24 protein-coding genes are annotated in these 19341 nt (G+C 60.1%); 14 read left to right on the forward strand and 10 right to left on the reverse strand.

Going from position 1 to position 19341, the window contains the following annotated elements:
• Position 1: 1 nt before the first annotated feature.
• Both AC4HIX_RS03960 and AC4HIX_RS03965 read left to right on the forward strand, forming a co-directional pair.
• Positions 2-301: a chaperone modulator CbpM gene (locus AC4HIX_RS03960; RefSeq protein WP_490397971.1), complete on the forward strand. Its 300-nt coding sequence runs from the start codon at positions 2-4 to the stop codon at positions 299-301.
• Between the two features lie 86 nt (positions 302-387).
• Positions 388-786 (forward strand): CBS domain-containing protein, encoded by a 399-nt coding sequence (locus tag AC4HIX_RS03965; RefSeq protein ID WP_490397972.1) that lies wholly within the window; start codon positions 388-390, stop codon positions 784-786.
• Between the two features lie 20 nt (positions 787-806).
• Here AC4HIX_RS03965 and AC4HIX_RS03970 read toward each other — a convergent pair whose 3' ends face one another.
• The 3 genes from AC4HIX_RS03970 to AC4HIX_RS03980 form a co-directional block, all read right to left on the reverse strand.
• Positions 807-2150, reverse strand: coding sequence for a magnesium transporter (locus tag AC4HIX_RS03970; protein WP_490397973.1), 1344 nt, complete (start codon positions 2148-2150; stop codon positions 807-809).
• Between the two features lie 145 nt (positions 2151-2295).
• On the reverse strand, positions 2296-3927 hold the full coding sequence (groL, locus tag AC4HIX_RS03975; protein ID WP_490397974.1) for a chaperonin GroEL: 1632 nt from the start codon (positions 3925-3927) through the stop codon (positions 2296-2298).
• 132 nt (positions 3928-4059) lie between these two features.
• The gene (locus tag AC4HIX_RS03980) at positions 4060-4944 is read right to left on the reverse strand and encodes a LysR family transcriptional regulator (protein WP_490397975.1); all 885 of its coding nucleotides are present in this window, start codon (positions 4942-4944) and stop codon (positions 4060-4062) included.
• 160 nt (positions 4945-5104) lie between these two features.
• Here AC4HIX_RS03980 and AC4HIX_RS03985 point away from each other — a divergent pair, with 160 nt between their 5' ends.
• From AC4HIX_RS03985 to AC4HIX_RS03995, 3 genes are all read left to right on the forward strand, one after another.
• Positions 5105-5755: a BON domain-containing protein gene (locus AC4HIX_RS03985; protein WP_490397976.1), complete on the forward strand. Its 651-nt coding sequence runs from the start codon at positions 5105-5107 to the stop codon at positions 5753-5755.
• A gap of 28 nt (positions 5756-5783) precedes the next feature.
• A complete protein-coding gene (locus tag AC4HIX_RS03990) occupies positions 5784-6140 on the forward strand; it encodes an SPW repeat domain-containing protein (RefSeq protein ID WP_065267438.1) in 357 nt (118 codons plus the stop codon).
• 295 nt (positions 6141-6435) lie between these two features.
• On the forward strand, positions 6436-6885 hold the full coding sequence (locus AC4HIX_RS03995) for a host attachment protein (protein ID WP_490397977.1): 450 nt from the start codon (positions 6436-6438) through the stop codon (positions 6883-6885).
• A 194-nt stretch (positions 6886-7079) separates the two neighbouring features.
• On the opposite strand, the gene AC4HIX_RS04000 is transcribed toward AC4HIX_RS03995, so the two are convergent.
• On the reverse strand, positions 7080-8636 hold the full coding sequence (locus tag AC4HIX_RS04000; RefSeq protein WP_490397978.1) for a response regulator: 1557 nt from the start codon (positions 8634-8636) through the stop codon (positions 7080-7082).
• 167 nt (positions 8637-8803) lie between these two features.
• Between AC4HIX_RS04000 and AC4HIX_RS04005 the strand changes: the two genes are divergently transcribed.
• From AC4HIX_RS04005 to AC4HIX_RS04015, 3 genes are all read left to right on the forward strand, one after another.
• Positions 8804-9181 (forward strand): SPW repeat protein, encoded by a 378-nt coding sequence (locus AC4HIX_RS04005; protein ID WP_490397979.1) that lies wholly within the window; start codon positions 8804-8806, stop codon positions 9179-9181.
• Between the two features lie 79 nt (positions 9182-9260).
• Positions 9261-9782, forward strand: coding sequence for a universal stress protein (locus tag AC4HIX_RS04010; RefSeq protein WP_490397980.1), 522 nt, complete (start codon positions 9261-9263; stop codon positions 9780-9782).
• A gap of 185 nt (positions 9783-9967) precedes the next feature.
• The gene (locus AC4HIX_RS04015) at positions 9968-10261 is read left to right on the forward strand and encodes a DUF3775 domain-containing protein (protein WP_490397981.1); all 294 of its coding nucleotides are present in this window, start codon (positions 9968-9970) and stop codon (positions 10259-10261) included.
• 36 nt (positions 10262-10297) lie between these two features.
• Here AC4HIX_RS04015 and AC4HIX_RS04020 read toward each other — a convergent pair whose 3' ends face one another.
• The gene (locus AC4HIX_RS04020; protein WP_490397982.1) at positions 10298-10630 is read right to left on the reverse strand and encodes a hypothetical protein; all 333 of its coding nucleotides are present in this window, start codon (positions 10628-10630) and stop codon (positions 10298-10300) included.
• A 234-nt stretch (positions 10631-10864) separates the two neighbouring features.
• Here AC4HIX_RS04020 and AC4HIX_RS04025 point away from each other — a divergent pair, with 234 nt between their 5' ends.
• A complete protein-coding gene (locus AC4HIX_RS04025; protein WP_490397983.1) occupies positions 10865-11248 on the forward strand; it encodes a hypothetical protein in 384 nt (127 codons plus the stop codon).
• Positions 11249-11371: 123 nt separating this feature from the next.
• Positions 11372-11611 carry a hypothetical protein gene (locus AC4HIX_RS04030; protein WP_065267431.1) on the forward strand — a complete coding sequence of 80 codons (240 nt, stop codon included), beginning with the start codon at positions 11372-11374 and terminating at the stop codon, positions 11609-11611.
• Between the two features lie 206 nt (positions 11612-11817).
• Here AC4HIX_RS04030 and AC4HIX_RS04035 read toward each other — a convergent pair whose 3' ends face one another.
• A complete protein-coding gene (locus AC4HIX_RS04035; protein WP_490397984.1) occupies positions 11818-12138 on the reverse strand; it encodes a YgiT-type zinc finger protein in 321 nt (106 codons plus the stop codon).
• A 298-nt stretch (positions 12139-12436) separates the two neighbouring features.
• Between AC4HIX_RS04035 and AC4HIX_RS04040 the strand changes: the two genes are divergently transcribed.
• Positions 12437-13159 (forward strand): response regulator transcription factor, encoded by a 723-nt coding sequence (locus AC4HIX_RS04040; protein WP_490397985.1) that lies wholly within the window; start codon positions 12437-12439, stop codon positions 13157-13159.
• A gap of 163 nt (positions 13160-13322) precedes the next feature.
• Here AC4HIX_RS04040 and AC4HIX_RS04045 read toward each other — a convergent pair whose 3' ends face one another.
• On the reverse strand, positions 13323-13580 hold the full coding sequence (locus tag AC4HIX_RS04045) for a helix-turn-helix domain-containing protein (protein ID WP_058288112.1): 258 nt from the start codon (positions 13578-13580) through the stop codon (positions 13323-13325).
• Positions 13581-13838: 258 nt separating this feature from the next.
• Here AC4HIX_RS04045 and AC4HIX_RS04050 point away from each other — a divergent pair, with 258 nt between their 5' ends.
• From AC4HIX_RS04050 to AC4HIX_RS04060, 3 genes are all read left to right on the forward strand, one after another.
• Complete coding sequence (locus tag AC4HIX_RS04050; RefSeq protein ID WP_490397986.1) at positions 13839-14084, forward strand: hypothetical protein; 246 nt, start codon at positions 13839-13841, stop codon at positions 14082-14084.
• A gap of 153 nt (positions 14085-14237) precedes the next feature.
• A complete protein-coding gene (locus AC4HIX_RS04055; RefSeq protein WP_490397987.1) occupies positions 14238-15152 on the forward strand; it encodes a GIY-YIG nuclease family protein in 915 nt (304 codons plus the stop codon).
• Positions 15153-15239: 87 nt separating this feature from the next.
• On the forward strand, positions 15240-17474 hold the full coding sequence (locus AC4HIX_RS04060) for an AAA family ATPase (RefSeq protein WP_490397988.1): 2235 nt from the start codon (positions 15240-15242) through the stop codon (positions 17472-17474).
• Positions 17475-17906: 432 nt separating this feature from the next.
• Here AC4HIX_RS04060 and AC4HIX_RS04065 read toward each other — a convergent pair whose 3' ends face one another.
• The 3 genes from AC4HIX_RS04065 to AC4HIX_RS04075 all read right to left on the reverse strand — a co-directional run bounded on the left by AC4HIX_RS04065 (position 17907) and on the right by AC4HIX_RS04075 (position 19331).
• A complete protein-coding gene (locus AC4HIX_RS04065; protein WP_490397989.1) occupies positions 17907-18608 on the reverse strand; it encodes a hypothetical protein in 702 nt (233 codons plus the stop codon).
• 92 nt (positions 18609-18700) lie between these two features.
• A complete protein-coding gene (locus AC4HIX_RS04070; RefSeq protein WP_490397990.1) occupies positions 18701-18922 on the reverse strand; it encodes an ATP-binding domain-containing protein in 222 nt (73 codons plus the stop codon).
• A 250-nt stretch (positions 18923-19172) separates the two neighbouring features.
• Positions 19173-19331, reverse strand: a complete 159-nt coding sequence (locus AC4HIX_RS04075) for a hypothetical protein (RefSeq protein ID WP_490397991.1) — start codon at positions 19329-19331, stop codon at positions 19173-19175.
• Positions 19332-19341: the final 10 nt, after the last annotated feature.

The following is a 19341-nucleotide window of genomic DNA, read 5'->3' on the forward strand; positions in this document are numbered from 1 at the left end:
CATGAAAACCACCGCACCGGAAAGCCAGATTCTCGACAGTCTTACCCTGCAGGAATTATGCCGTTTCTGCCGCGCCGAAGAGAGCTGGGTCGTGGAACTGGTGCAGCAAGGCGTCTTGGAACCCGAAGGCACCGGAGCGGCGAGCTGGCGCTTCCACGGCCTATCCATAACCCGCGCCAAGAAGGCGCGGCGGCTCAGCTGCGATCTGGGTATCAATGCCGCCGGCGTGGCACTGGTGCTGGACCTTCTGGAGCAGCGGGAACATCTCTTGCGGCGGCTCGGCCGGTACGAAAACCTCTGACTGGCGGTTCGCGGGCTGTTGACGGCGGTCAATGCCGTTTCGGCCCGGAAGGCTATCCTCCCAACGTTCAGCACAGGAGTGCAGCTATGATAGTCAGGCAGGCCATGTCACGTGCAACTGCGACCGCTGGGACGAATACTCCCATCCGCAATATCGCGCGTATCATGCAGCAGCAGAACACGGGTGCGGTTGTCATCGGCAGCAGGGACTGCCTGCTAGGCATTCTCACTGACCGGGATATAGTGATCCGGGTGCTGGCAGCCGGCGGCGACCCCGCCACGGTGACCGCCGGTGAAGTTATGACCCGCAACCCGGTCTATTGCAGTGCCGATGAACCTTTGGATGATGCGGTCTTTCTGATGGAGATCGGGCGGTTCCGGCAAATGCCGGTGCTGGACGGAAAAGGGCGGCTTTGCGGAATGCTCAGCCTAGGAGGCGTGCCACAGCGGGCGGCGCAGGGCCAAGGGAGTGAATCCGCGGCATGATTTGCCGGGAGACGCAGGTGTCATACCAGGAACGGCATCATCGCGCTGGCAAAGCTGAGGACCAGGAAAAACCCGGCCATGTCGGTGATCGTGGTCAGCAACGGCCCGCTGGCGGCAGCAGGGTCCTGGCCGGCACGTTTCAGCACCAAGGGGACGATACCGCCGATTGACACAGCCACAAATGTGTTCAGAGCCAGCGCCCCGCCGATCACCAGCCCCAAAAACGGATTGCCCTTCCAGCCCCAGGCCACAAGCCCGATCAGGATACCTAGAACAATCCCGTTGATCACACCAACTGCCGCTTCTTTCTTCCAAATACGCCAGACATCAGCGGGACGTGCCAAACCCAGAGAAAGCTCGCGCATGCTGACCGCAACCGCCTGATTGCCGGAGCAGCCGCTCATGTCCGAAACCATTGGCAGAAAGACGGCAATAGCTATCACCGCCGCCAAGGTCTCCTCGTAGGCTGCAATAACGCTCGCAGCGATGACGTTGAGAACGATATTTGCCGACAGCCATTGCAGTCGCCGGCGGGCGCGCAGTTTCAACGGCATCGTCCGCAGTTCGTCTCCAAACACCCCTTGCCGCCGCAGGTTCTCCGTCTCAGCCCGCGAAAGCAGCGCCTCATCCACGGCAGAGCGCGAGACCACACCAGCCAGCACCCCGCCCGCCTCCACAACCGGAAGCCCCAGAAACGGATGTTCATTGAAAATATCCTGAAGCTCCTCCAGCGGCGTGGTGGCCGGAACAGTCAGCGGCGCTGTCATGATCTCCGTCAGGCTGGCCCCCCGGCGGGTAGTCAGCAGCCGTCGCAGCGAAACCACTCCTACAGGAACGCCGCTGGAATTGACCACATAGGGGTGCTGACCACGATACCGTTCGAAATCCTCGGAATCCGAAACGAAACGCCGCAAGACATCGCCGACCTTGTCAGATTCCTGAAACGTGAAGGCCTCTGCTGCCATAAGACCGCCGGCGAGGTGGCCTTCGTAACTTGAAAGACGCCTGACGTCAGCTGCATCAGCCGGCGTCAAACGAGCCAGAATAGCCTCCGCCTCCGTATCATCAAGACCGCCGATCACATCGGCCCTGATGTTCGAACCCAGCTCATCAATGATCCCGGCGGCGGTCCCGGATTCCAACCCCACCACGAGGCTGGCAGCCAGCTCGTTCGGGGCTTCCTCGACGATTTCCGCAGCCCGCGCAGCAGGAAGAAGCGACAGCGCAAGGCTCCGGTCCTCTGGCGGAAGGTTGGTCAGCTCTCGCAGCGCATCACTAAGTGCAAGCGGCTCCAGCACCTCTGCCAGCGCCGCACCGTCCCGCTCCGCCAGTGCCCGGTTGAGCCGATCTTCGGCCTCGTTCACGTTACCGGGGTCTGTCCTGGTATCGGCCATGTTTTTCTCATTCTGTCTGTGCGGCAGCGGAAACAAACCATCGAAAGGCAGTGCCGCCCGGCTGCAACTTCACCACAAGGCTTCAGTCTGCTGCACCGGAAGCCGCAAGGCCGCGTTAGAAATCCATACCGTCCAAGCCACCCGGATAAGCGGAGTGCGCTGCCGCCTTGGGATGGTCCACCACCACCGCTTCGGTGGTCATCATTAGACCGGCAACCGACACTGCGTTTTGCAAGGCGATCCGCACCACCTTGGCAGGATCCACGATCCCCGCCTCGAACATGTCGACCAAACAGTCATTCTGCGCATCGTAGCCCCAGGCGGTGTCGTTCTTCTCCAGCAGCTTGCCTGCGATCAGCGCTTCGTCCTTGCCCGCATTACGGATAATCCGGCGCACCGGCTCTGCCGCCGCTTTGCGGACGATGGCAATGCCGGCCCGCATATCGCCGTTTGCGGCTTCCAGCCCATCCAGCGCCCGCGCCGCATAGAGCAGCGCTGCGCCGCCGCCCGGCACAATCCCTTCCTCGGTCGCCGCGCGGGTGGCATGCAGCGCATCCTCGATCCGGTCCTTGCGCTCCTTAACCTCCGCTTCGCTGGCACCGCCGACCTGAACAATCGCGACACCGCCGCTCAGTTTCGCCAGCCGCTCCTCCAGCTTTTCTCGGTCATAGTCAGACTTTGTTTCTTCGATCTGCTGCCGGATCGCTTTGCAGCGCGCCTCTATTTCCGGTTTGGCACCGCCGCCGCCGATCAGCGTGGTGTCATCCTTGCTGACCATAACCCGCGCCGCCTGCCCCAGCATGTCCAGCGTGACATTCTCTAGCTTCATACCCAAATCGGCGGAAATAACTGTGGCTCCGGTCAGCACCGCAATGTCCTGCAGCATCTCCTTGCGGCGGTCGCCAAAACCGGGCGCCTTTACCGCAGCACATTGCAGGCTGCCGCGCAGCTTGTTGACGACCAGCGCCGCCAGCGCCTCCCCGTCCACATCCTCGGCAACCACCAGTACCGGCTTACCGTGTTTGATCACCGACTCCAGCACCGGAATAAACGGCGCCAGATTCGAGATTTTCTTGTCAAACAGAAGGATGAACGGCGCTTCCAGCTCCACGCTGAGGCTGTCCGCCTCGGTGATGAAATAAGGGGAAAGGTAACCGCGGTCGAACTGCATACCCTCCACGGTTTCCAACCGGGTTTCGCGCGACTTGGCCTCCTCGATGGTGATCACCCCGGTTCGCCCTACCCGCTCCATCGCTTCGGTCAGAATTTGCCCGGCCTCGGTGTCGCCATTGGAAGCAATGGTTGCAACCTGTGTGATTTGCGCGCTGGTGTTCACCGGGCGCGAAAGACCCGTCAAAGCTTCCACCAAGGCTTCGGCGCCGCGGTCAATCCCGCGCTTCAGGTCCATCGGGTTCATCCCTGCTGCAACCGCCTTGCAGCCTTCGCGCAGGATGGAGCGGGCCAGGACAGTGGCAGTGGACGTGCCGTCGCCTGCCAGCTTGGCAGTGCGCTCCGCCACTTCGCGGATCAGCCGGATTCCAGTGTTTTCCACCGGGTCCGGCAACTCAATGGACTTGGCAACGGACACGCCGTCTTTGGTCGAGCGCGGCGCTCCAAAGCTTTTTTCGATCAGCACGTTACGGCCGCGAGGACCCAGCGTCGCGTTCACCGCATCGGCAAGAACATTTACACCGCCCAGCATACGGTGCCGGGCGTTCTCGGAAAAAATGATGTCTTTCGCACTCATAGGACTGATCCAGCCAAAAGTTGTCTCGTCCCGCGAAAATGTGCCATGCGCCTGATCTGTAAAAGCGCTTCAGTGATGATTTTTTCTCACCGGTGTTATCGAGTATTCGAATACATCATATTTTTCAGTGCCCTACACGCCACCTACCGCCTCATCCCGCTCCACGGTTCCGCCACCGAGGGCATACTGCCGCAAAAACTGCACCGCCTGCCCCGCATACTCACCGCGTTGACCTTCACTGATCACGGCATAGGCCGAATAGCCAAACCGCGGCGCCCCTTCGATCCGGCGCAGCCAGCCCGCCCTCAGATCCGCCGCAACCAGCCGTTTAGGAAAGTAGGCGGAGGCCGGCACGTTCCTCAGGTGCTGCAAGGCCAGCGTTCCGATGTCCAGCTGCAGCCCTGGCGTGCGAATGTCCGGCAAGACCAGCAGGTGATCGGCGCGAAATTCCGGTCCCCAGTCGACCAGCACATACTCGGTGCCGAACGGATCCGTGCTGGTGTCCGGGTCGCTGCTGACCAGCACAAATTCATCCTCGAACAGCTGCTCCACCGCCAGCCCCGCCGCCGCTTGAGGTCGGTAGGCGACCATCAGGTCCAGTCCGCCTTGGCTGAACAGTTGGACCAGAGCGTCAGACGCCATGGTTGATGCCCGCACTGCCACTTCCGGGAACGCCCGCCGCAGACCCGGCAAGGCCCCAGTCAGGAACCCGTCCCACAGACTGGAGGGCGCCCCGACTGCCAGCACCGTCTCCATCCCAGCAGGCAGCGCCGCATCCAGTTTGGCCTGCATCCAGGTCCGCGCCAATGTCTGCGCATGGCGCTGAAAATGCCGCCCAGCCTCTGTCAGCGCTGCCCCAGTCTTGCTGCGGTCAAACAGGCTCCGCCCCAGCTGCTGTTCCAGCGCACGGATGCGCAGGCTGACGGTCGACTGAGCCACATGCACCCGCTTGGCGGCCTCCAGAAAGCTGCCGGTTTCGGCAACTGCCAGAAAGGTCCGTGCCAGCTCGATATCCATGGCTCATCTCCATTGCCGGGCGGCACAGTCTAGCAGAAGCTGCCCGCGTCCCGAAGCGCGGATGTGCAACTCTTGCCCGCCGTCAATGAAACTTCCGGCAATTGGTTCAAACTGGTGCCACCGTGGCGAAAGGCGCTGCGGCGCGTTCGGGAAGCCAGCTATGAAAGACACCACTCTCAGACGGGAAATCATCGAGGAACTGGACCTCGTCCCCAGCATAGACGCAGCCTCAATCGGCGTCTCAGTGGAGGATGGGATCGCGACTCTCACCGGCCATGTTCCCACCAGCGCGCAGAAACAGGCAATCGGCAAGACGGTCAAACGCGTCAGCGGCGTGCGCGCTGTCGTGATGGAAATTGAGGTGCGGCCCATCGGCGAGCATCTGGACGCTGACGATGAAATCGCCAGGCGTGCGGTTGAGGCACTGCGCTGGGGCGACTCGGTCCCCAAGGACACGGTCAAGGTCGAGGTCGAGCACGGCGTCTTGACTCTCACCGGACAGGCTGGCTGGAGCTACGAGAAAGCCGCGGCCGAACGGGCTGTGCAGAAGGTTTCAGGTGTAAAACAAATCATCAACCAAATCGGGATCACCTCGGCTGTCAGCCACACAAACGTTCGGATGAGCATTGAAACCGCCCTGCGGCGCGACGCGGCCAGGGAGGCCAAGGGCATTCAGATCAAAGTCGACGACCGCGCGGTCACTTTGACCGGTCGGGTCCGCACCGAGGCTGAACGGGATGCTGCCCGCCGCGCTGCCTGGGCGGTGCCTGGCGTCAGCAGCGTAGTCGATGGTCTCAGCGTGGAACCGTGATCTGTCCAACTCAGAGAAGGTTCGCACAATGAACCGCGCCCATTGGCAGGACTGCGTGAGTTTCACTGCTGGCCTCTGGCTTTTACTGGCACCGCTTGCCTTCCGCATCGACTGGCCTGTCGGCCTTGACCTCACGCATATCGCCATGAACTCCCTGGCATCCGGTCTAGCGGCAGCGGCACTGGCCATGCTGGAAATGTTTGTCTTTCTCAGATGGCTGGAACTGGCCATCACGCTGCTTGGGCTTTGGGTAATCTGGGCGCCTTGGATGCTCGGTTTCTATCTGGTTCCCGCCGCACTGGCCCAATCACTGGTCTGCGGCTCTGTGCTGGCGCTGATGGGAGGCTTATCACTGCTGCAACCTACTTGGGACGACATGCCCTGACCCTTTTCTCCATCGGGTAGCGGGCCATGGGAGACAATAGCCCCATCAGTCTTGTCAGCCGTCAATGCGCGCTTCGCAAAACCGTTCAAGATAGTTCTGGAGCGGCGAACAGCGAGGATGCCATGCCCGCACCGGACACGATACGTAAAGCAGCTTGCCAACCCCAGGGCCCCCTTCAGAAGCCTACCGCATCCTGTTCCACGCTTTTTTGCCGCCTGCCCGCATCGGATCAGAGAGTTTGCAGCATGGCACGACAGCCCCAGCACCGCTGAATGCGCAGGTTCCGGAGAACCTCATGAACTCGGACCGCAACTGGTATGTCATCATCAATTCGCACCGTGCGCGGATCCTGCAGGGGTTGCCCAAACCCCATAGCCCCGTAGGGCTGGAGATTGTGCTGCAGGCTCCAGAACGGCACGTCCGCGGTATCATCGCAGGCAAACCCGGGCACGCCTTTGCCCCCAACGGCAGCGGGCGCCGTCCGGCCGCGCAATCGCACCACTCGCCGCAGCGGGCCGACCAGTGCGAATTCTTGCGCGATGTGTCCGAATTCCTGAAGTCGGCGCTACGTGATCAGAACTACGACAAGCTTGTATTGTTTGCTTCGCCCAGCATTCTGGGTGTCTGGCGCGATGAAGTGCCAGTCAGTCTGCAGGCAAAAGTGACACGGGAATTTGCAAAGAACCTGGTCCGCCTGCCCTACCATTCGCTGGCTGACGCAATTCGCGAAGCACTCTCCTCCTGAAACACTGCACCTCTCTTCACGGCCGTTGACGGCTGTCAATGCACTTTGCGGTGCAAACTGCCAGACTGCTGCCGCCGCCGCCCGCTGAACGGGCTGCGCGGCAGAGCGAATGCCCTTGCAACCCTGTTCCTAGCGAGGCCGCGGGCATTCCGGCAGGCCGGATCCGCCCCGGCGTTCCGGCCTGCGTCCTACCCCTAAGCTTTTCCTGCTGCCAATAGGGCCCGGCGGACCGCCCGCGCCAGCACCTGCAACGAATAAGGCTTAGCGATCAGCTCGGAGCGAGCCATAATCCGCCGCCGCCGTGGCACCATGCGCGAAGCATAGCCCGAGGTCAGCAGAACCCCGACCCCCGGAAACCTGCGGCGCAGCAGCAGCGCCAGGTCATAGCCCGAAAGCCTGCCCGGCATCACAACATCGGAAAACACCAAGTCTACCGGCTCCCCCTGTTTCAGCAGCGCTAGTGCTGCCTCGCCGTCGGCGGCCTCCAGAACGGCATAGCCTAACACTTCCAGCCGCTGCAGGACCGCTTCCCGCACCAGCGCGTCGTCCTCTACCACCAGGACCAACTGACCGTCGCCAAAGGGCAGATCCGCATCCACCCCGTTGGCCAATTCCTGGGAGTTTTCAAGGGTGCGCGGCAGATAAATGCTGACCGTGGTGCCTTCCCCCGGTATGCTGTCGAGCAGCAGGAAACCGCCCTCCCGGGCCACTGTCATTCCGACGCTCGTCAGCCCCAGGCCACTGCCTGCACCAGCGGGTTTAGTGGTAAAAAAAGGCTCCATCGCCTGCGCGGCGACATCGGACGGCATTCCGCTGCCGGTGTCAGCGACGGAGATACGCACATAATCACCAGGCATCGCACCGGTTATTCGGGCAGCCTCCGCAGTCGTCAGTTGAACATTCTTCGTGGCTATCGTGACCGCACCGCTGCCGTCAATCGCATCACGCGCATTCGCCACTAAGTTTAAGATAGCACCGTCCAACTCGCTTGGGTCGGCTTTTACCGACCAGACATCCGCGCCGGGATGGAACTGCAGCCGGGTATCCTCACTCAGGATTCTTTCCACGACCTGCCAAGTGTCGGTGATATGCCGGTTCACTTTAATCACAGCCGGTTCGGACCTCCGGCCGCCCGCCAGTGACAGAAGCCGCTTATTGAAGCTGGCTCCCATCTCGGCTGCCTCGCTCGCCCGCCGCAGCAATCCGCGCGCGTCCTCATTCCGGATACGGAACGCCGCCAGTTCCAGATTGGCGAGGATCACCGTCAGCAGGTTGTTGAAGTCATGAGCGATAACACCAGCCAGCCGCCCGATGGTTTCCAGGCGCTGGCGCTTGGATTGCTCCATCTCATGGGCACCGTCCGCCTCCGCCGCCTCGCAATACAGGCTGAGCCCCGCCACGGCTCCGTCCAGGTCTGCTACAGGCTCTATCCGCCACCGCAGTACTACCGTCCGGTGACCGCCCGTCGCAAAACTGTCCATTCCTGCGCTGCCACTGCCCGTCTCCAGCGCCCGGTGCAGAGCCGCGCACCAGGCCGCGGGGCTATCTGGACGCAGTTGCTGATGCCGCACCCCAGCGAGATCGCGGGCCCCGAACCCGTGCAACCCTGCCCAGGCCTTCGACCACGCGGTATAGCGAAGATCCGCGTCCAGAAACGCCAGTGCCGCCGGTGCAGCTGTGATGAACCGCACCAGCCCGCCGTCGCGGGATGCGGCTTCCTGTCCGGTAGATGGCTGTCTCTGCTTGGCCACCAACAGCGCTCCGTTCTGTGCCTCCGGATATTACCACAGCAATCCGTCTCGAGGGAGCAGCACAGTCGCAAGGGGTCAGATTGACGGCAGTCAATGCAGAAACACACCAAAGTGGCAATATCACTAGGGCGGCAGAAGGCCGCGGTTCAAGACATGAGGATGAACCAATGAAACGGCAATTGAGTAAACAGCACTGGCAAGACTGGATCACGCTGATTGTCGGGGTCTGGCTGATACTTTCCCCCCGGCTGCTCGGCTTGCCAGATGGTGGTGCAGAACCAGCTGCTGGTGTTTCAGCCGCCACCTGGAATTTCATGATCATTGGCGCCGTCGTCGCGGTTCTTGCAGCCTTTGAGCTGTTCGCCTTCCGCGAATGGGAAGAATGGATTGGCGCAGCGCTCGGCGCCTGGCTGGTGATCTCACCATGGGTGCTCGGGTTCCAAGCTTCCTTCCCCGCAACGGCGAATGCCGTGGTCAGCGGTCTGATAGTCGCCGCTCTCAGTGGCTGGACCGCCATCGAAGTTTACCGCGGCGGCCACGCTTAACACATCCCAGCGCCAGCCTGCCGGACAAAATGTCGGCGGGCTGGCTTCTGCGTACCTGCCGATATTGAAGGGGCCCGCTATGGCTCAGAAAATCCTTGTGGCAACAGACGGCTCCAAAGCTGCGAAGCGGGCAGTTCAATTTGCTGCAGGCCTGGCTGCGGGTCTGGAGGCAGAGCTGATCATCCTGCACGTCCTGCTGCACGGCCGACGCGCAGAAGAACTTATGAATCTGGCAGCGGCCGAGCACATCGTGGACCACGTAGCGGGAGAATTGGCGCTCACCAATGTGCCTGAAAACATCAGCCAGCTACTTTGTGAAACCAGCCGTGCCGGCACCATTGCGCAGGCCGTGACCGCAATCGGACGGCTGATCCAGCGATGGGCCGAGAAAACCGCCCGCGCCGCAGGGGCCAGCAACATTCGAACCCTGACCCTGCCCGGTGATTACGCCGAAGAAATCCTGAACGTCGCCGAACTGGAAGGGTGCGACATAGTCGTGGTCGGGCAGAAAGGGCTGGGGCCGACGCGGCGATTTCTGCACGACAGCGTCTCAGATCAGGTGCTGCGCCGTGCGCAATGCACAGTAATCTTCGCCCGCTAAAGCTAGACAATGCAGAAAGATCTGCCATGGCAAGTTTAGACCACAGTACCGTGCAGCCTGAAGTCGCACCACTGGACTTAGAGGTGCCACTGGACACAGTGTGTTACATCATCGCCCTCGCCAGAGACTATGACGGATAATCGGACTGCACCGACCCCTCTGCCAGCGGCATGGACGAGGACGACATGGCGCTTGGAATTCTTGAGGACCGCCCCTCCGATCCTGTGGAGGAGGAACTGATCTCTATCATATCCGACCTCAGCCTGGATGCGCAGATGGACCTGGTTGCCCTGATGTGGCTGGGGCGTGACGGCACCAGCATTGACGACTGGCCGGAATTGCGCGCCATGGCAGAAGACCATCAGAATGGCAGTACCGCCGGATACCTCTGTGGCACCCCCATGTTATGTGACCACCTGGCAGCTGGCCTGGATCTGATTGGCCTCAGCTGCGGTACATTCGACGCGCGGTACGGATAGGGGCCCGCACCGCGCAATCGCCTTGATGGTTGGGGTTCACCGCAAACGGGGAAACAGCTTGGCTCGCATCAACCTTGCGAACGCGCTCAGCTTGGTCTTTTCCGGCCTCACCTGCCGCCGCCCCAGCAAATGCTGAACACACCTTTGCTCCACCGAGTAATAGCTTGCGATTTCGGCACAGCTCAGCCCCAAGTCGGCCAGCGCAGCGACGGATTTCTCCGGTTCCGCCCCAAGCTTTTCGCAATCGCAAAGCAGTCCCCCGGCGGTCCCTCCAGTTCCGATTGTCTCGAAAGTCCAGGGAGTGCTCTCTGGCGCGATCTCATGGTCATCACCAGCAGCCTGCAGCGGCAGTTTATCTGGGTGGGGCATTGGACCGGCACTCTTCACAGACAACTCCCGTAGCAGATACAGGACGCATAACCGCACAACATTGACGGGCGTCAACGGCGGCAGCTTCCCGCCTAGAAATATCCCCCTTTCCGCTTATAGCCTCGGCTCAGCCGCGCCGCCATTGACGGCTATCAATGGCCGGTCGCGGGGCGCTTTCTAACCTGAACCCGCTGGCGCGTATCTGTAAGGCGCCTTTTGGTTTTGGAGGTGAGAGTGAGAGTATTCACATATGCAGTCCCAGGTTTGGCCGCTGCCGTTGCAGCCGCCTTTGCCCTGCTCGCAGTGCCGGTTGAACCGCTCGGCAATGTCGATTCCAACAACGACAGAAAACTCAGTTATCAGGAGCTGACCCAAGCCTACCCGGATGTCAGCAGAACCCTTTTTGCCTCAATGGACTTCAGCCGGGACAGTTTCCTGGACGGGGCGGAATATGACGCCGCCGCCACAGCGGGCTGCCTGGAGACACGCAGGCTGGCGGCGTCGGTGCTACAGCATTGCCTGGCTCCAGCGCGGTGCGCTCTGGACCACCACGCCGGTCAAGTGAACGCTTTTGAAAGCCGGCCCAGCTTGTGGGCGGAAGAGAACCGTGAAGCGTAAACCCGCCGATCAGGACTGCCGCCCTAATAGCGTTGACGCCCGTCAATGAAACCCGTTTGACCGTGACTATCCTGCTGTTGCCGGTCCGTAAAAAGTACGCACCGTTTTGCAGTGGAGATTACCATGAAAGTTTACGCACTTACAGCTGCTGCTATGGCCATGGCGGCAAGTGCTGCCCTGGCAGCGATGTCGGACGTTGATGCCGACGAAGACGGCATGGCGAGCTACGAGGAACTGACAGCGGTCTACCCCGATGTCACTGAAGACCAGTTCACCGCAATGGACGCCAATGAGGACGGCAGCCTCGATCAGGAGGAAATGGACGCCGCGACTGAAGCGGGAACTTTGGCTGCGCTGGACTGAATCTGCGGCTGAAGCCATCGCAACAGGGCGGCCCTGCTGGGCGGTTACCACCCGCCAGCAGGGCCGTTTCGCGTCTGACACCAGAAGACTGGTTACCCCGATTGGCAGCAGATCCCCCATTTCACCACGCCAATCAAAAAGCCGGCCCTAGGAAAGCGCCAGGGCCAGCAAGATGAGCAGTCCAAGGACCACCGGTTTTGCCGATGTCATACGCGTTCCGGATTCAGCACGGCGAAATCGATCACTGGCACGATCAGGCGCGAGACCAAGCCGGCTGTACTTTCTCCGTTCTGACACATCCGCTGCAAGCCGGCCGCTGTTTCCGAACCGATAAACTCCTCACCGCAGGCCGGGCAAACTAGGGCCGGAATGTTCTCCACGACCATCAGTTCCGCTTCTCGCCAGACCGCGGTCTTGACGTGCTGCCGCTCTAGCTGGTTTTGACCGCAGCGGCCGCACAGCGGCAGCTGCCCGGTTCCTTCAAGGCGGTGCTGAAGTTCATCAACATTGGCGATGTTCGTTTTCATGACTCGTACTGTCCCATTTTGGCGCACCGAAGGCCGGTTGGACCCTGGCCAGGTGCAAAAACTTCATTGAGCCGCTGCCCCATGTGAAACCCCTGGCCCTAGGGCCATGGAATCGGCAGGGACGGCAGCGGGGATTTGCATGGTGCGCCGTGCCGCAAAACCTGCAATGACAGCCGTCAATGAGGACCGCACTTGCGGGTCGCAGAGGGTTTTGGCAGCTAACAGTTGAACCGCCCCGCGTGGCTTCCCCCGCAAGTGGGAAATGGCTACAATGGGCCAGAACTGGACATATGCTCTCATGGCTCAGATTTCTGTCCTTGCCGTTGAAGACGAACCCGATGTGAGGGAAACGCTGCGCATTGGGCTGGAGGGACAGGGCTGGACTGTGGTTGAGGCCTGGGACCGGGAATCCCTGTTCGCGGCCATCAGGGACCACCATATAGACATTGTCACCCTGGACCTGAAACTGGGCCAGGAGGACGGGCTGGACCTGGCCCGGGAACTGCGCCAGCAACGCAACCTTCCAATCCTGATAATTTCCGGCAGGACCGAACCATTTGATCGGGTTCAGGGCCTGGAAAACGGCGCCGACGATTACGTGGTCAAACCTTTCCTCGTCCGGGAGGTTATCCTGAGGATTGCAGCCATCCTTGAACGGTATCGGACGCCATCAGTAGCCGGTAGCAGGATCACACTGGGCCGCAATGTGCTGGATATAAAGCGTGGAATAATCCTCCGTCCGAATGGACAGACCATTGATCTGACAAACATGGAACAGCAATTGCTGGAACTTTTTCTACGCTATCCTGGCCGGGTACTGAGCCGCGATGACATCTCAATGGCTTTGCACGGCCGCGACTGGGCACCATTGGACCGAACCATTGACGGCCATGTCGCACGGCTTCGGCGAAAGATCGAGGAACCTGGAGAAGCCCCGGTTCTGATCCGCTCAGTTCGCGGGATAGGCTATGTCTGGAACAGTAACTCCCTTCCACAACAACATGACAACCCGGCACAATAGATACACGGAAGGTTGGAAGGCTCTGCAGTTCGGGACGTTATTTCTGGTCGCCAGGAAAACACTAACTATGGATTTTCGCAAACTAGCACAGCGTGTTGTAAACCTTGCAACCGGTCAGTTGGAGTGTCCCACTATCCAGCACATCTCCACAGCGAATAGGCCTTCACAAGCGCTGGTCCAACAACACATTCGGCTCAACGACGGCCAAGATTTCCCGAGTTTCAACACCGATGGCGCGCGCGATGACAATAAGCTCTACAACGTCAATGCGACGCTGACCGCTTTCGACCCTAGCGACCATAGACTGGTGACAGTTTAGCTTTTTCGCAAGGTCCGCCTGCGACAGGCCAGCCGCCTTTCTTGCTTCGACCAAGACTTGGCAGAGCACTTCCTGACCTTTGCTGTGAATAGTGTTGCTCATTGCCGCTTCGCCTTGCTCAGCGGCACAATGATCTATAAACCAGATTATCTAAAATTTAGATATTTCACGGCATTGGAGCGAGCGTGATCGACTACCCTACTGGTTTTGAACCGAAATTTTTGTTGAAAAGCGGACTGCATCTCAGCACCGCACGAGAGGAATCGCTTTGAAACGACAAACTCAGGAATTCGATCAACGTTCGCGCCTGGCGCTAGTTGTCCGACCCGTTTTTGCGTCCGATCTGTGAACTGAAGTGCAATGGAGCAACCGATTTCCGTCAGCACCGATGATTTGCCAATGCAGCTCATGGGCATGCTGCTGCACTTTCTGATCGAATCTGAGAGCCCGGACGAGGCACTTCGGTTCCAGCAGCTGATGCATGAGCACCGGGACTTTTTCACTACCGATGATCCCGGTGTCCGCGAAGCACTGAACTGCGTGGCGCGGCAAGTCGACGCCGTGGTGGAGATGGCAGGGACAGCCCCGGAATTCGCGCCGGTCTGATTCGCCCAATCCCCCGTGACATAACCAGACCCGGCCCGCGGCGGTTCTCCCCGCCTGCGCCCGGCCGCTTCATGCCCAATTCCAGATTTTCCCGGCAGGTGCCCCATATGCGGTGCCTGCCCTCTCTCCCGCCTTGCGCAAATGGAGCTCTCAATGAACAATTCATCAACCGCCACGCCTGCCGCCTTCCCGCTCACCATTCACCCCCACTGGCGCGCCGCCGCCGAAGCCAAGGGCTTCGGCATCCTGCAGCGGGTCAAGGACCGCTATCACCTGCTCCTGTCCTGCCACACCTGCCGACGGACACACGCCAGCAAGATCTTTGTTCTTATGAACAGCCAGCCGCAGTGCCCGCACTGCATTCACGACCGATGGCAGGCCGATGCCGAAGCCGCCGGGCTGCAGTGGGCAGGCCGCGACCCGCAAAGCCGCCATCACGGCTTCTACATCGCGGACTGCCGACACCGTTTGCGCCGCCAGTTTGAGCTGATCAAAAGAGCTGCCGCCGGGACCTGCGACGTACGCTGCGAACTCTGCCAGCAGCAGAAGGAGCAAGAAGAAGCCGAAGCCCAGGGCTGGGAGCTGATCGGACCGGACCCGGACGGCGGCCCGAACTATCGCCTGTACCGGCATCCAGAATGCGGCCATGAACAAAGGGTGGCCCGTGCCAACATGCAAACTGGCCGGTTCGGGTGCGGCTTATGCGGAGAGGACTGGCCCGCAGCACCAAGCTACCTCTACGCGATGCAATTCCGGCTGGCCTCCGGGTTGCGCCTTGTCAAGCTTGGCTTTTCACGGAACCCGGATTCCCGCCTGCGCCACCAGCTGCTGAAGCACCGTGACCTGGACGCGAAGATCCTGAAGACCGTTCCGATGGCAACCGGGCAGCTGGCCTTGCAGGCCGAGAAGCGGCTGCACGCGAAGCTGCAGGCGGGGTTTTCCGATCAAGTCGCACCGCCAGAGCTCTACAGTGACGCCCTGCGGGTCCGCAGCGAGGTCTATTTCGCCGATGCGGCCCAGGTGATCTTCGCGATGCTCGACGCCATCGAGGCAGAAGAAGACAGCTAAGCGCCCCCCTCCTCTTCAATTTCCAACATCTCCCGCCCGGTTTCACCGGGCGCCCGATCCCTTTTGCCCGTTCACAGGAGGCTTGCCATGAGCCAGCTTGATCTCTCCAACCCCGCGCGTCCCGATTGGTGGCAGTTCGCCGAAGACTGCGCCCGCCGCTATCATCTCTATCACAGAGAGCTGCAGCAAACTCGGCGCAAGACACTCAAAGAAGACGCACCAGACGACAGTGCTGGCGCCGAGGAGCCGCTTGTGCCCCCAGCACCGGATCAACCCCATTCTTTGCTGCACCATCTGAGCAAGCACCCCGACGCGCGGCATCTGCCGCCGGATCTGTGGGAAGCGCTTGAGCAGCAAGGCGCCGACCCATATGCCTGTGACGACACAGGCCAATGGTTGCCGGGCACAGACCTGCCGCCAGACAAGCTGCTGCTTCTTCTGCAGATCGCCGCGGCCTTCGGCTCCCCGGCTGCAGTGGACGCGCAGCTTGCCCGTGGCGCCGTACTGATCCTGCACAACATTCCAGTTCCCGGGTTTTCCGGCGTGGAAAATCTCCTCAACCACGCCCTGCTGCCGCCGGGCTGGCAGGCCTATGACGCCCGGCGGCAGGTGCAGCTGCCTCAGCGCGTGACCCTCGCTGTCCCCAGCGTCCGCGAGGGCGAGATTGAGCAGCGGCACTTCGATGAACTGCAGGATCTCATCATCAAAGGCTTGGCGCACAGCCAGCCTTTGTGGATCTGCTTGCCGGATGAGATGGCACTGCCGGCGCCGCTGGTGGCGGAGCACTGTCATCAGCTGACACTGCCGCAGGTGGACGCGGATTTTCTGATCGCCCTGCTGCGTCAGACCCACAGCCGCACGGGCCGCATTGATGAAGCCGCCGCCCGCGCGGCGCTGCCCCCGAACGGCCAGCTGCAAGAGCTCTCCACCCCCGCACTCTCTTTTGCCCTGCGCGCGCCCACAGCGAAGAAGATGGCGCAGCGCCTGTCCCAGGCACTTACCGCCCCGGCAACGCCGGAACCCGAAGCCGGAACACCACCAAGAGAGATCACCGGCATCGGCCCGTCCTATGACACCGCCCGGCAACTGGTTGCAGACCTGCGGCTCTGGGCCGAAGGCGACGTGGCCTGGAATGAGATCCCGCACTCCTTGCTGCTTTTTGGCCTGCCAGGGACCGGCAAGAGCCACCTCGCGCGCGCGATGGGCCGGAGCGCCGCTGTCAATTGCGTCGAGACCAGCTGCGCCGAGTGGCAAAGCGCCGGTCATTTGGGCAACCTGCTGCTCGCGATGCGAAGAAGCTTCGATGAAGCCCGGAAGAATGCGCCCTGTATCCTTTTCATCGATGAGATCGACGCGATCGGTTCCCGCGACAGCGCCGGCGACAACAGTGCCAGCTATAGAAGGCAAGTGGTTGCTGGTTTTTTGGAGCAGATGGACCGCATCAGCCGGGAGGCAGGGATCATGGTCGTCGGTGCCTGCAACCACCCGCAGCACATCGACCCCGCGATTCTGAGAGCCGGACGGTTTGACATCAAGATCGAGATGCCGCTGCCAAGCATGGCGATGCTGCAGCACCTCCTTGCTGAGCGGCTGCAGGACGCAGTCCCCGAGGATGCGATGTTGGAGCTGGCGCGGGACTGCATTGGCAAAACCGCTGCCGACGTGGACGCGGCGGTGCGCTCTGCCCGCAGTGAGGCCCGGCACAGCGGCTGCGCGCTCGATCTGCAGCTTCTGCGCCGCCATTTGCAAGTCATGGCACAGGAGGAGAACCACGACCTGCTTTACCGCATCGCCATTCATGAAGTCGGTCACGCCATCACCTCGTGGAGCTACGGCGAGACGATCACGCGGATCAGCCTGTCTCCATCTGGCGGCACAATTGAGCGGGATGTTCCCCCGAACGCGGGTCTGCCGGCAGACTTTGAACGCCAGCTGTATATCCACTTGTCAGGGCGGGCGGCGGAGCGGCTCGTCTGCAATACTGTTTCTGCCGGGGCCGGCGGGGGCGCCACGTCCGACTTGGCACAGGCTGCGCGGATGGTCCTGGCGATGGATTTTGAACTGGGTTTAGGGGCCTTCGGCAACGGCTGGTTTGGACCGCAGGATCCCTCCCGCTTGACGGACAGCGAACGCCAGCGCCTGCGGGAGCGGCTCGACTACGCCGAGGACCAAGCGCGCGCGCTGCTGTACCCCCATCAGCAGTTGCTGCAGGACATGGCTGTAGACTTGGTGCAGAAACGAGAGTTCGATGCCAAAGCGGTCCGGTCCTGGCTGCATGACGTGCCGCGCAAAAATGGTCCGGAGCCGGTCCAGGACCAGTAGATGCGCCCGCCAACCAAGCCGCTCCGCCGCGAGGTTTGCACAATTCTTATGTGCAAACTTCCGCGGTGCAGGCCCGGTTGGTCCAAAATCCGGAACTCATCCGCGGGGAGCGCGAGATCAATCGTTGGCGTCAAAACCAACTGAGGGTCAAACCTGAGTGTGCGGCAGAAAAGGAATAGACTATGAACGCCGAAGTCCCCTCCCAGCAAATTGCCCCTGAAGTTACCGGCAAAATCGCCTTGTTGCGAGCGCATACAACGTCCCGATTACCATGCATTATCCCGATGGCGTCACCAGCCCGTCATCGTGACAGAGCCGGAAAATCCAGCTTCTGGCGGTCCAAGGTTGGGGCTCAGAGCACAAACCCGAATACTCACGTTATGAACGAGGGACCAGTGGGGGGCAGGTCAAAGGGTGAGCAGACGGTCCCGGTCAATCTCCTAACATCTTCATCAGAACTGACACCGCATCCTCCGCACCCAAATAACCTAGAGCAGGATGCATCAAGTCTCCTGCATTTGGATCAAGTGTAATATCGAAATCTCGGCTTAGAACGTCGAATAGACTTTTGAGCCTTCTGCGCTCCATCAAATCCAAACCTGTCACCAAGGGCTTCACCAATTCTCGTTTTTCTAGACTGTGCTTTTCTCCCAATTTTAGCGTCGCATTTTTGATGTCACGCTGAGTTAGATTGGCATAGGCCCCCCGGAGAATCTTGTTTTCTTTCCGTAACTGATCGTTCTCACGAAACACCTCTTCGAGCAGTGCGCGGCTCTTTTCAGAGGTCATTTTCTCCATGAGCGTCTCATGGAGTTTTTCCCGCTCAGTTAATTTCTTTCGAGCCTGCTTCCTGGTTCCGCGGCCTGCATCCCTGCAAGCTTGGATCGCCAACTTGACAAGCTCGTTCATTCCATCTGTGTCATTTGTGATCGTGCTTAAAGCCGGTGAACCGTGATAGTGTTCTTTCAGGTACTGGCCGACGTCCGGAATTACATTCAGGGATACTCCACGGTCTACCATTTCGTTAAGCGCCGCCCACAGGCGTTCCAAGCTCCTCAATTTCTTAGGGCTCTTCGCATTAGCCCTAAGTGCTTGATAGAAACTTTCTACTTCCGCTAAATTAACCAAGGGCATTGCGCTTCTCCAAACATCTCCCGATGTGGTAGTCCATTGCTGTTTCTCCACGGTTTGCTGCTGTTTGACCTCCCACAGCAGTTTTCAGAGCCTCAAAGTCGCCGACCAAAAACTACTTGTTCGGATCCACGCGTAAATACCGTATAAATCATTGACCTGTCGATGAAGTCACTCTTCGTCGTATTGAATATGGGCATGATGATAAGACGCCATTGAGACCCCTGAGACTTATGGACGGTCAAGCAATAGGCGAGGTCAATATTGCTCGAGTCCGCTCTTGTCAGCTTGACTTTTTCTCCCTCAAACTCGGTCAACTAAGCTTCTAGGATACGTCCCAGAGTACCATTTTTAGTCCTCTTCTTAAGCCTGTTGCCAAATAGACCAACGGGTCTCCGACTCTGATATCAGGTCTACCCAACATGGCTGGGCGGTTTGGTTTCGCGTAGTAGCCTGATCTCCTTATCTCGGTGGTTGTTGGCGATGGGGATTTGTTTATCTTGATGATCTCTAAGCTCAGTCAAATCTGAAAGCGGGGAAAGAATGCCGCCTGCAGTAAATTCCTCCTCAGCCTCTCAAATATTCTATAAGAAGTTTATTGGTTGAGAATGCCGATCTAGCAAAGCCACATTCAGTGGAGATTTCACTTCTGTTAAGCTGACCTCGGCGAATGTAGTCAGACCGATCATCCCGCGCTTTTGCTCTGCGATCCAATTGTTGAAACAATCAACACTCT

It is taken from the genome of Leisingera sp., assembly GCF_982940295.1.

Coding starts and splice junctions, on each gene's coding strand:
- AC4HIX_RS04040 (WP_490397985.1), top strand. CDS start 12,437: ATGGCTCAGATTTCTGTCCTTGCCGTTGAAGACGAACCCGATGTGAGG.
- AC4HIX_RS04055 (WP_490397987.1), top strand. CDS start 14,238: ATGAACAATTCATCAACCGCCACGCCTGCCGCCTTCCCGCTCACCATT.
- AC4HIX_RS03985 (WP_490397976.1), top strand. CDS start 5,105: ATGAAAGACACCACTCTCAGACGGGAAATCATCGAGGAACTGGACCTC.
- AC4HIX_RS04010 (WP_490397980.1), top strand. CDS start 9,261: ATGGCTCAGAAAATCCTTGTGGCAACAGACGGCTCCAAAGCTGCGAAG.
- AC4HIX_RS03980 (WP_490397975.1), bottom strand. CDS start 4,944: ATGGATATCGAGCTGGCACGGACCTTTCTGGCAGTTGCCGAAACCGGC.
- AC4HIX_RS04035 (WP_490397984.1), bottom strand. CDS start 12,138: ATGAAAACGAACATCGCCAATGTTGATGAACTTCAGCACCGCCTTGAA.
- AC4HIX_RS03990 (WP_065267438.1), top strand. CDS start 5,784: ATGAACCGCGCCCATTGGCAGGACTGCGTGAGTTTCACTGCTGGCCTC.
- AC4HIX_RS04005 (WP_490397979.1), top strand. CDS start 8,804: ATGAAACGGCAATTGAGTAAACAGCACTGGCAAGACTGGATCACGCTG.
- AC4HIX_RS04015 (WP_490397981.1), top strand. CDS start 9,968: ATGGCGCTTGGAATTCTTGAGGACCGCCCCTCCGATCCTGTGGAGGAG.
- groL (WP_490397974.1), bottom strand. CDS start 3,927: ATGAGTGCGAAAGACATCATTTTTTCCGAGAACGCCCGGCACCGTATG.
- AC4HIX_RS03965 (WP_490397972.1), top strand. CDS start 388: ATGATAGTCAGGCAGGCCATGTCACGTGCAACTGCGACCGCTGGGACG.
- AC4HIX_RS03995 (WP_490397977.1), top strand. CDS start 6,436: ATGAACTCGGACCGCAACTGGTATGTCATCATCAATTCGCACCGTGCG.
- AC4HIX_RS04065 (WP_490397989.1), bottom strand. CDS start 18,608: ATGCCCTTGGTTAATTTAGCGGAAGTAGAAAGTTTCTATCAAGCACTT.
- AC4HIX_RS04045 (WP_058288112.1), bottom strand. CDS start 13,580: ATGAGCAACACTATTCACAGCAAAGGTCAGGAAGTGCTCTGCCAAGTC.
- AC4HIX_RS04050 (WP_490397986.1), top strand. CDS start 13,839: ATGGAGCAACCGATTTCCGTCAGCACCGATGATTTGCCAATGCAGCTC.
- AC4HIX_RS04060 (WP_490397988.1), top strand. CDS start 15,240: ATGAGCCAGCTTGATCTCTCCAACCCCGCGCGTCCCGATTGGTGGCAG.
- AC4HIX_RS03960 (WP_490397971.1), top strand. CDS start 2: ATGAAAACCACCGCACCGGAAAGCCAGATTCTCGACAGTCTTACCCTG.
- AC4HIX_RS04020 (WP_490397982.1), bottom strand. CDS start 10,630: ATGCCCCACCCAGATAAACTGCCGCTGCAGGCTGCTGGTGATGACCAT.
- AC4HIX_RS04030 (WP_065267431.1), top strand. CDS start 11,372: ATGAAAGTTTACGCACTTACAGCTGCTGCTATGGCCATGGCGGCAAGT.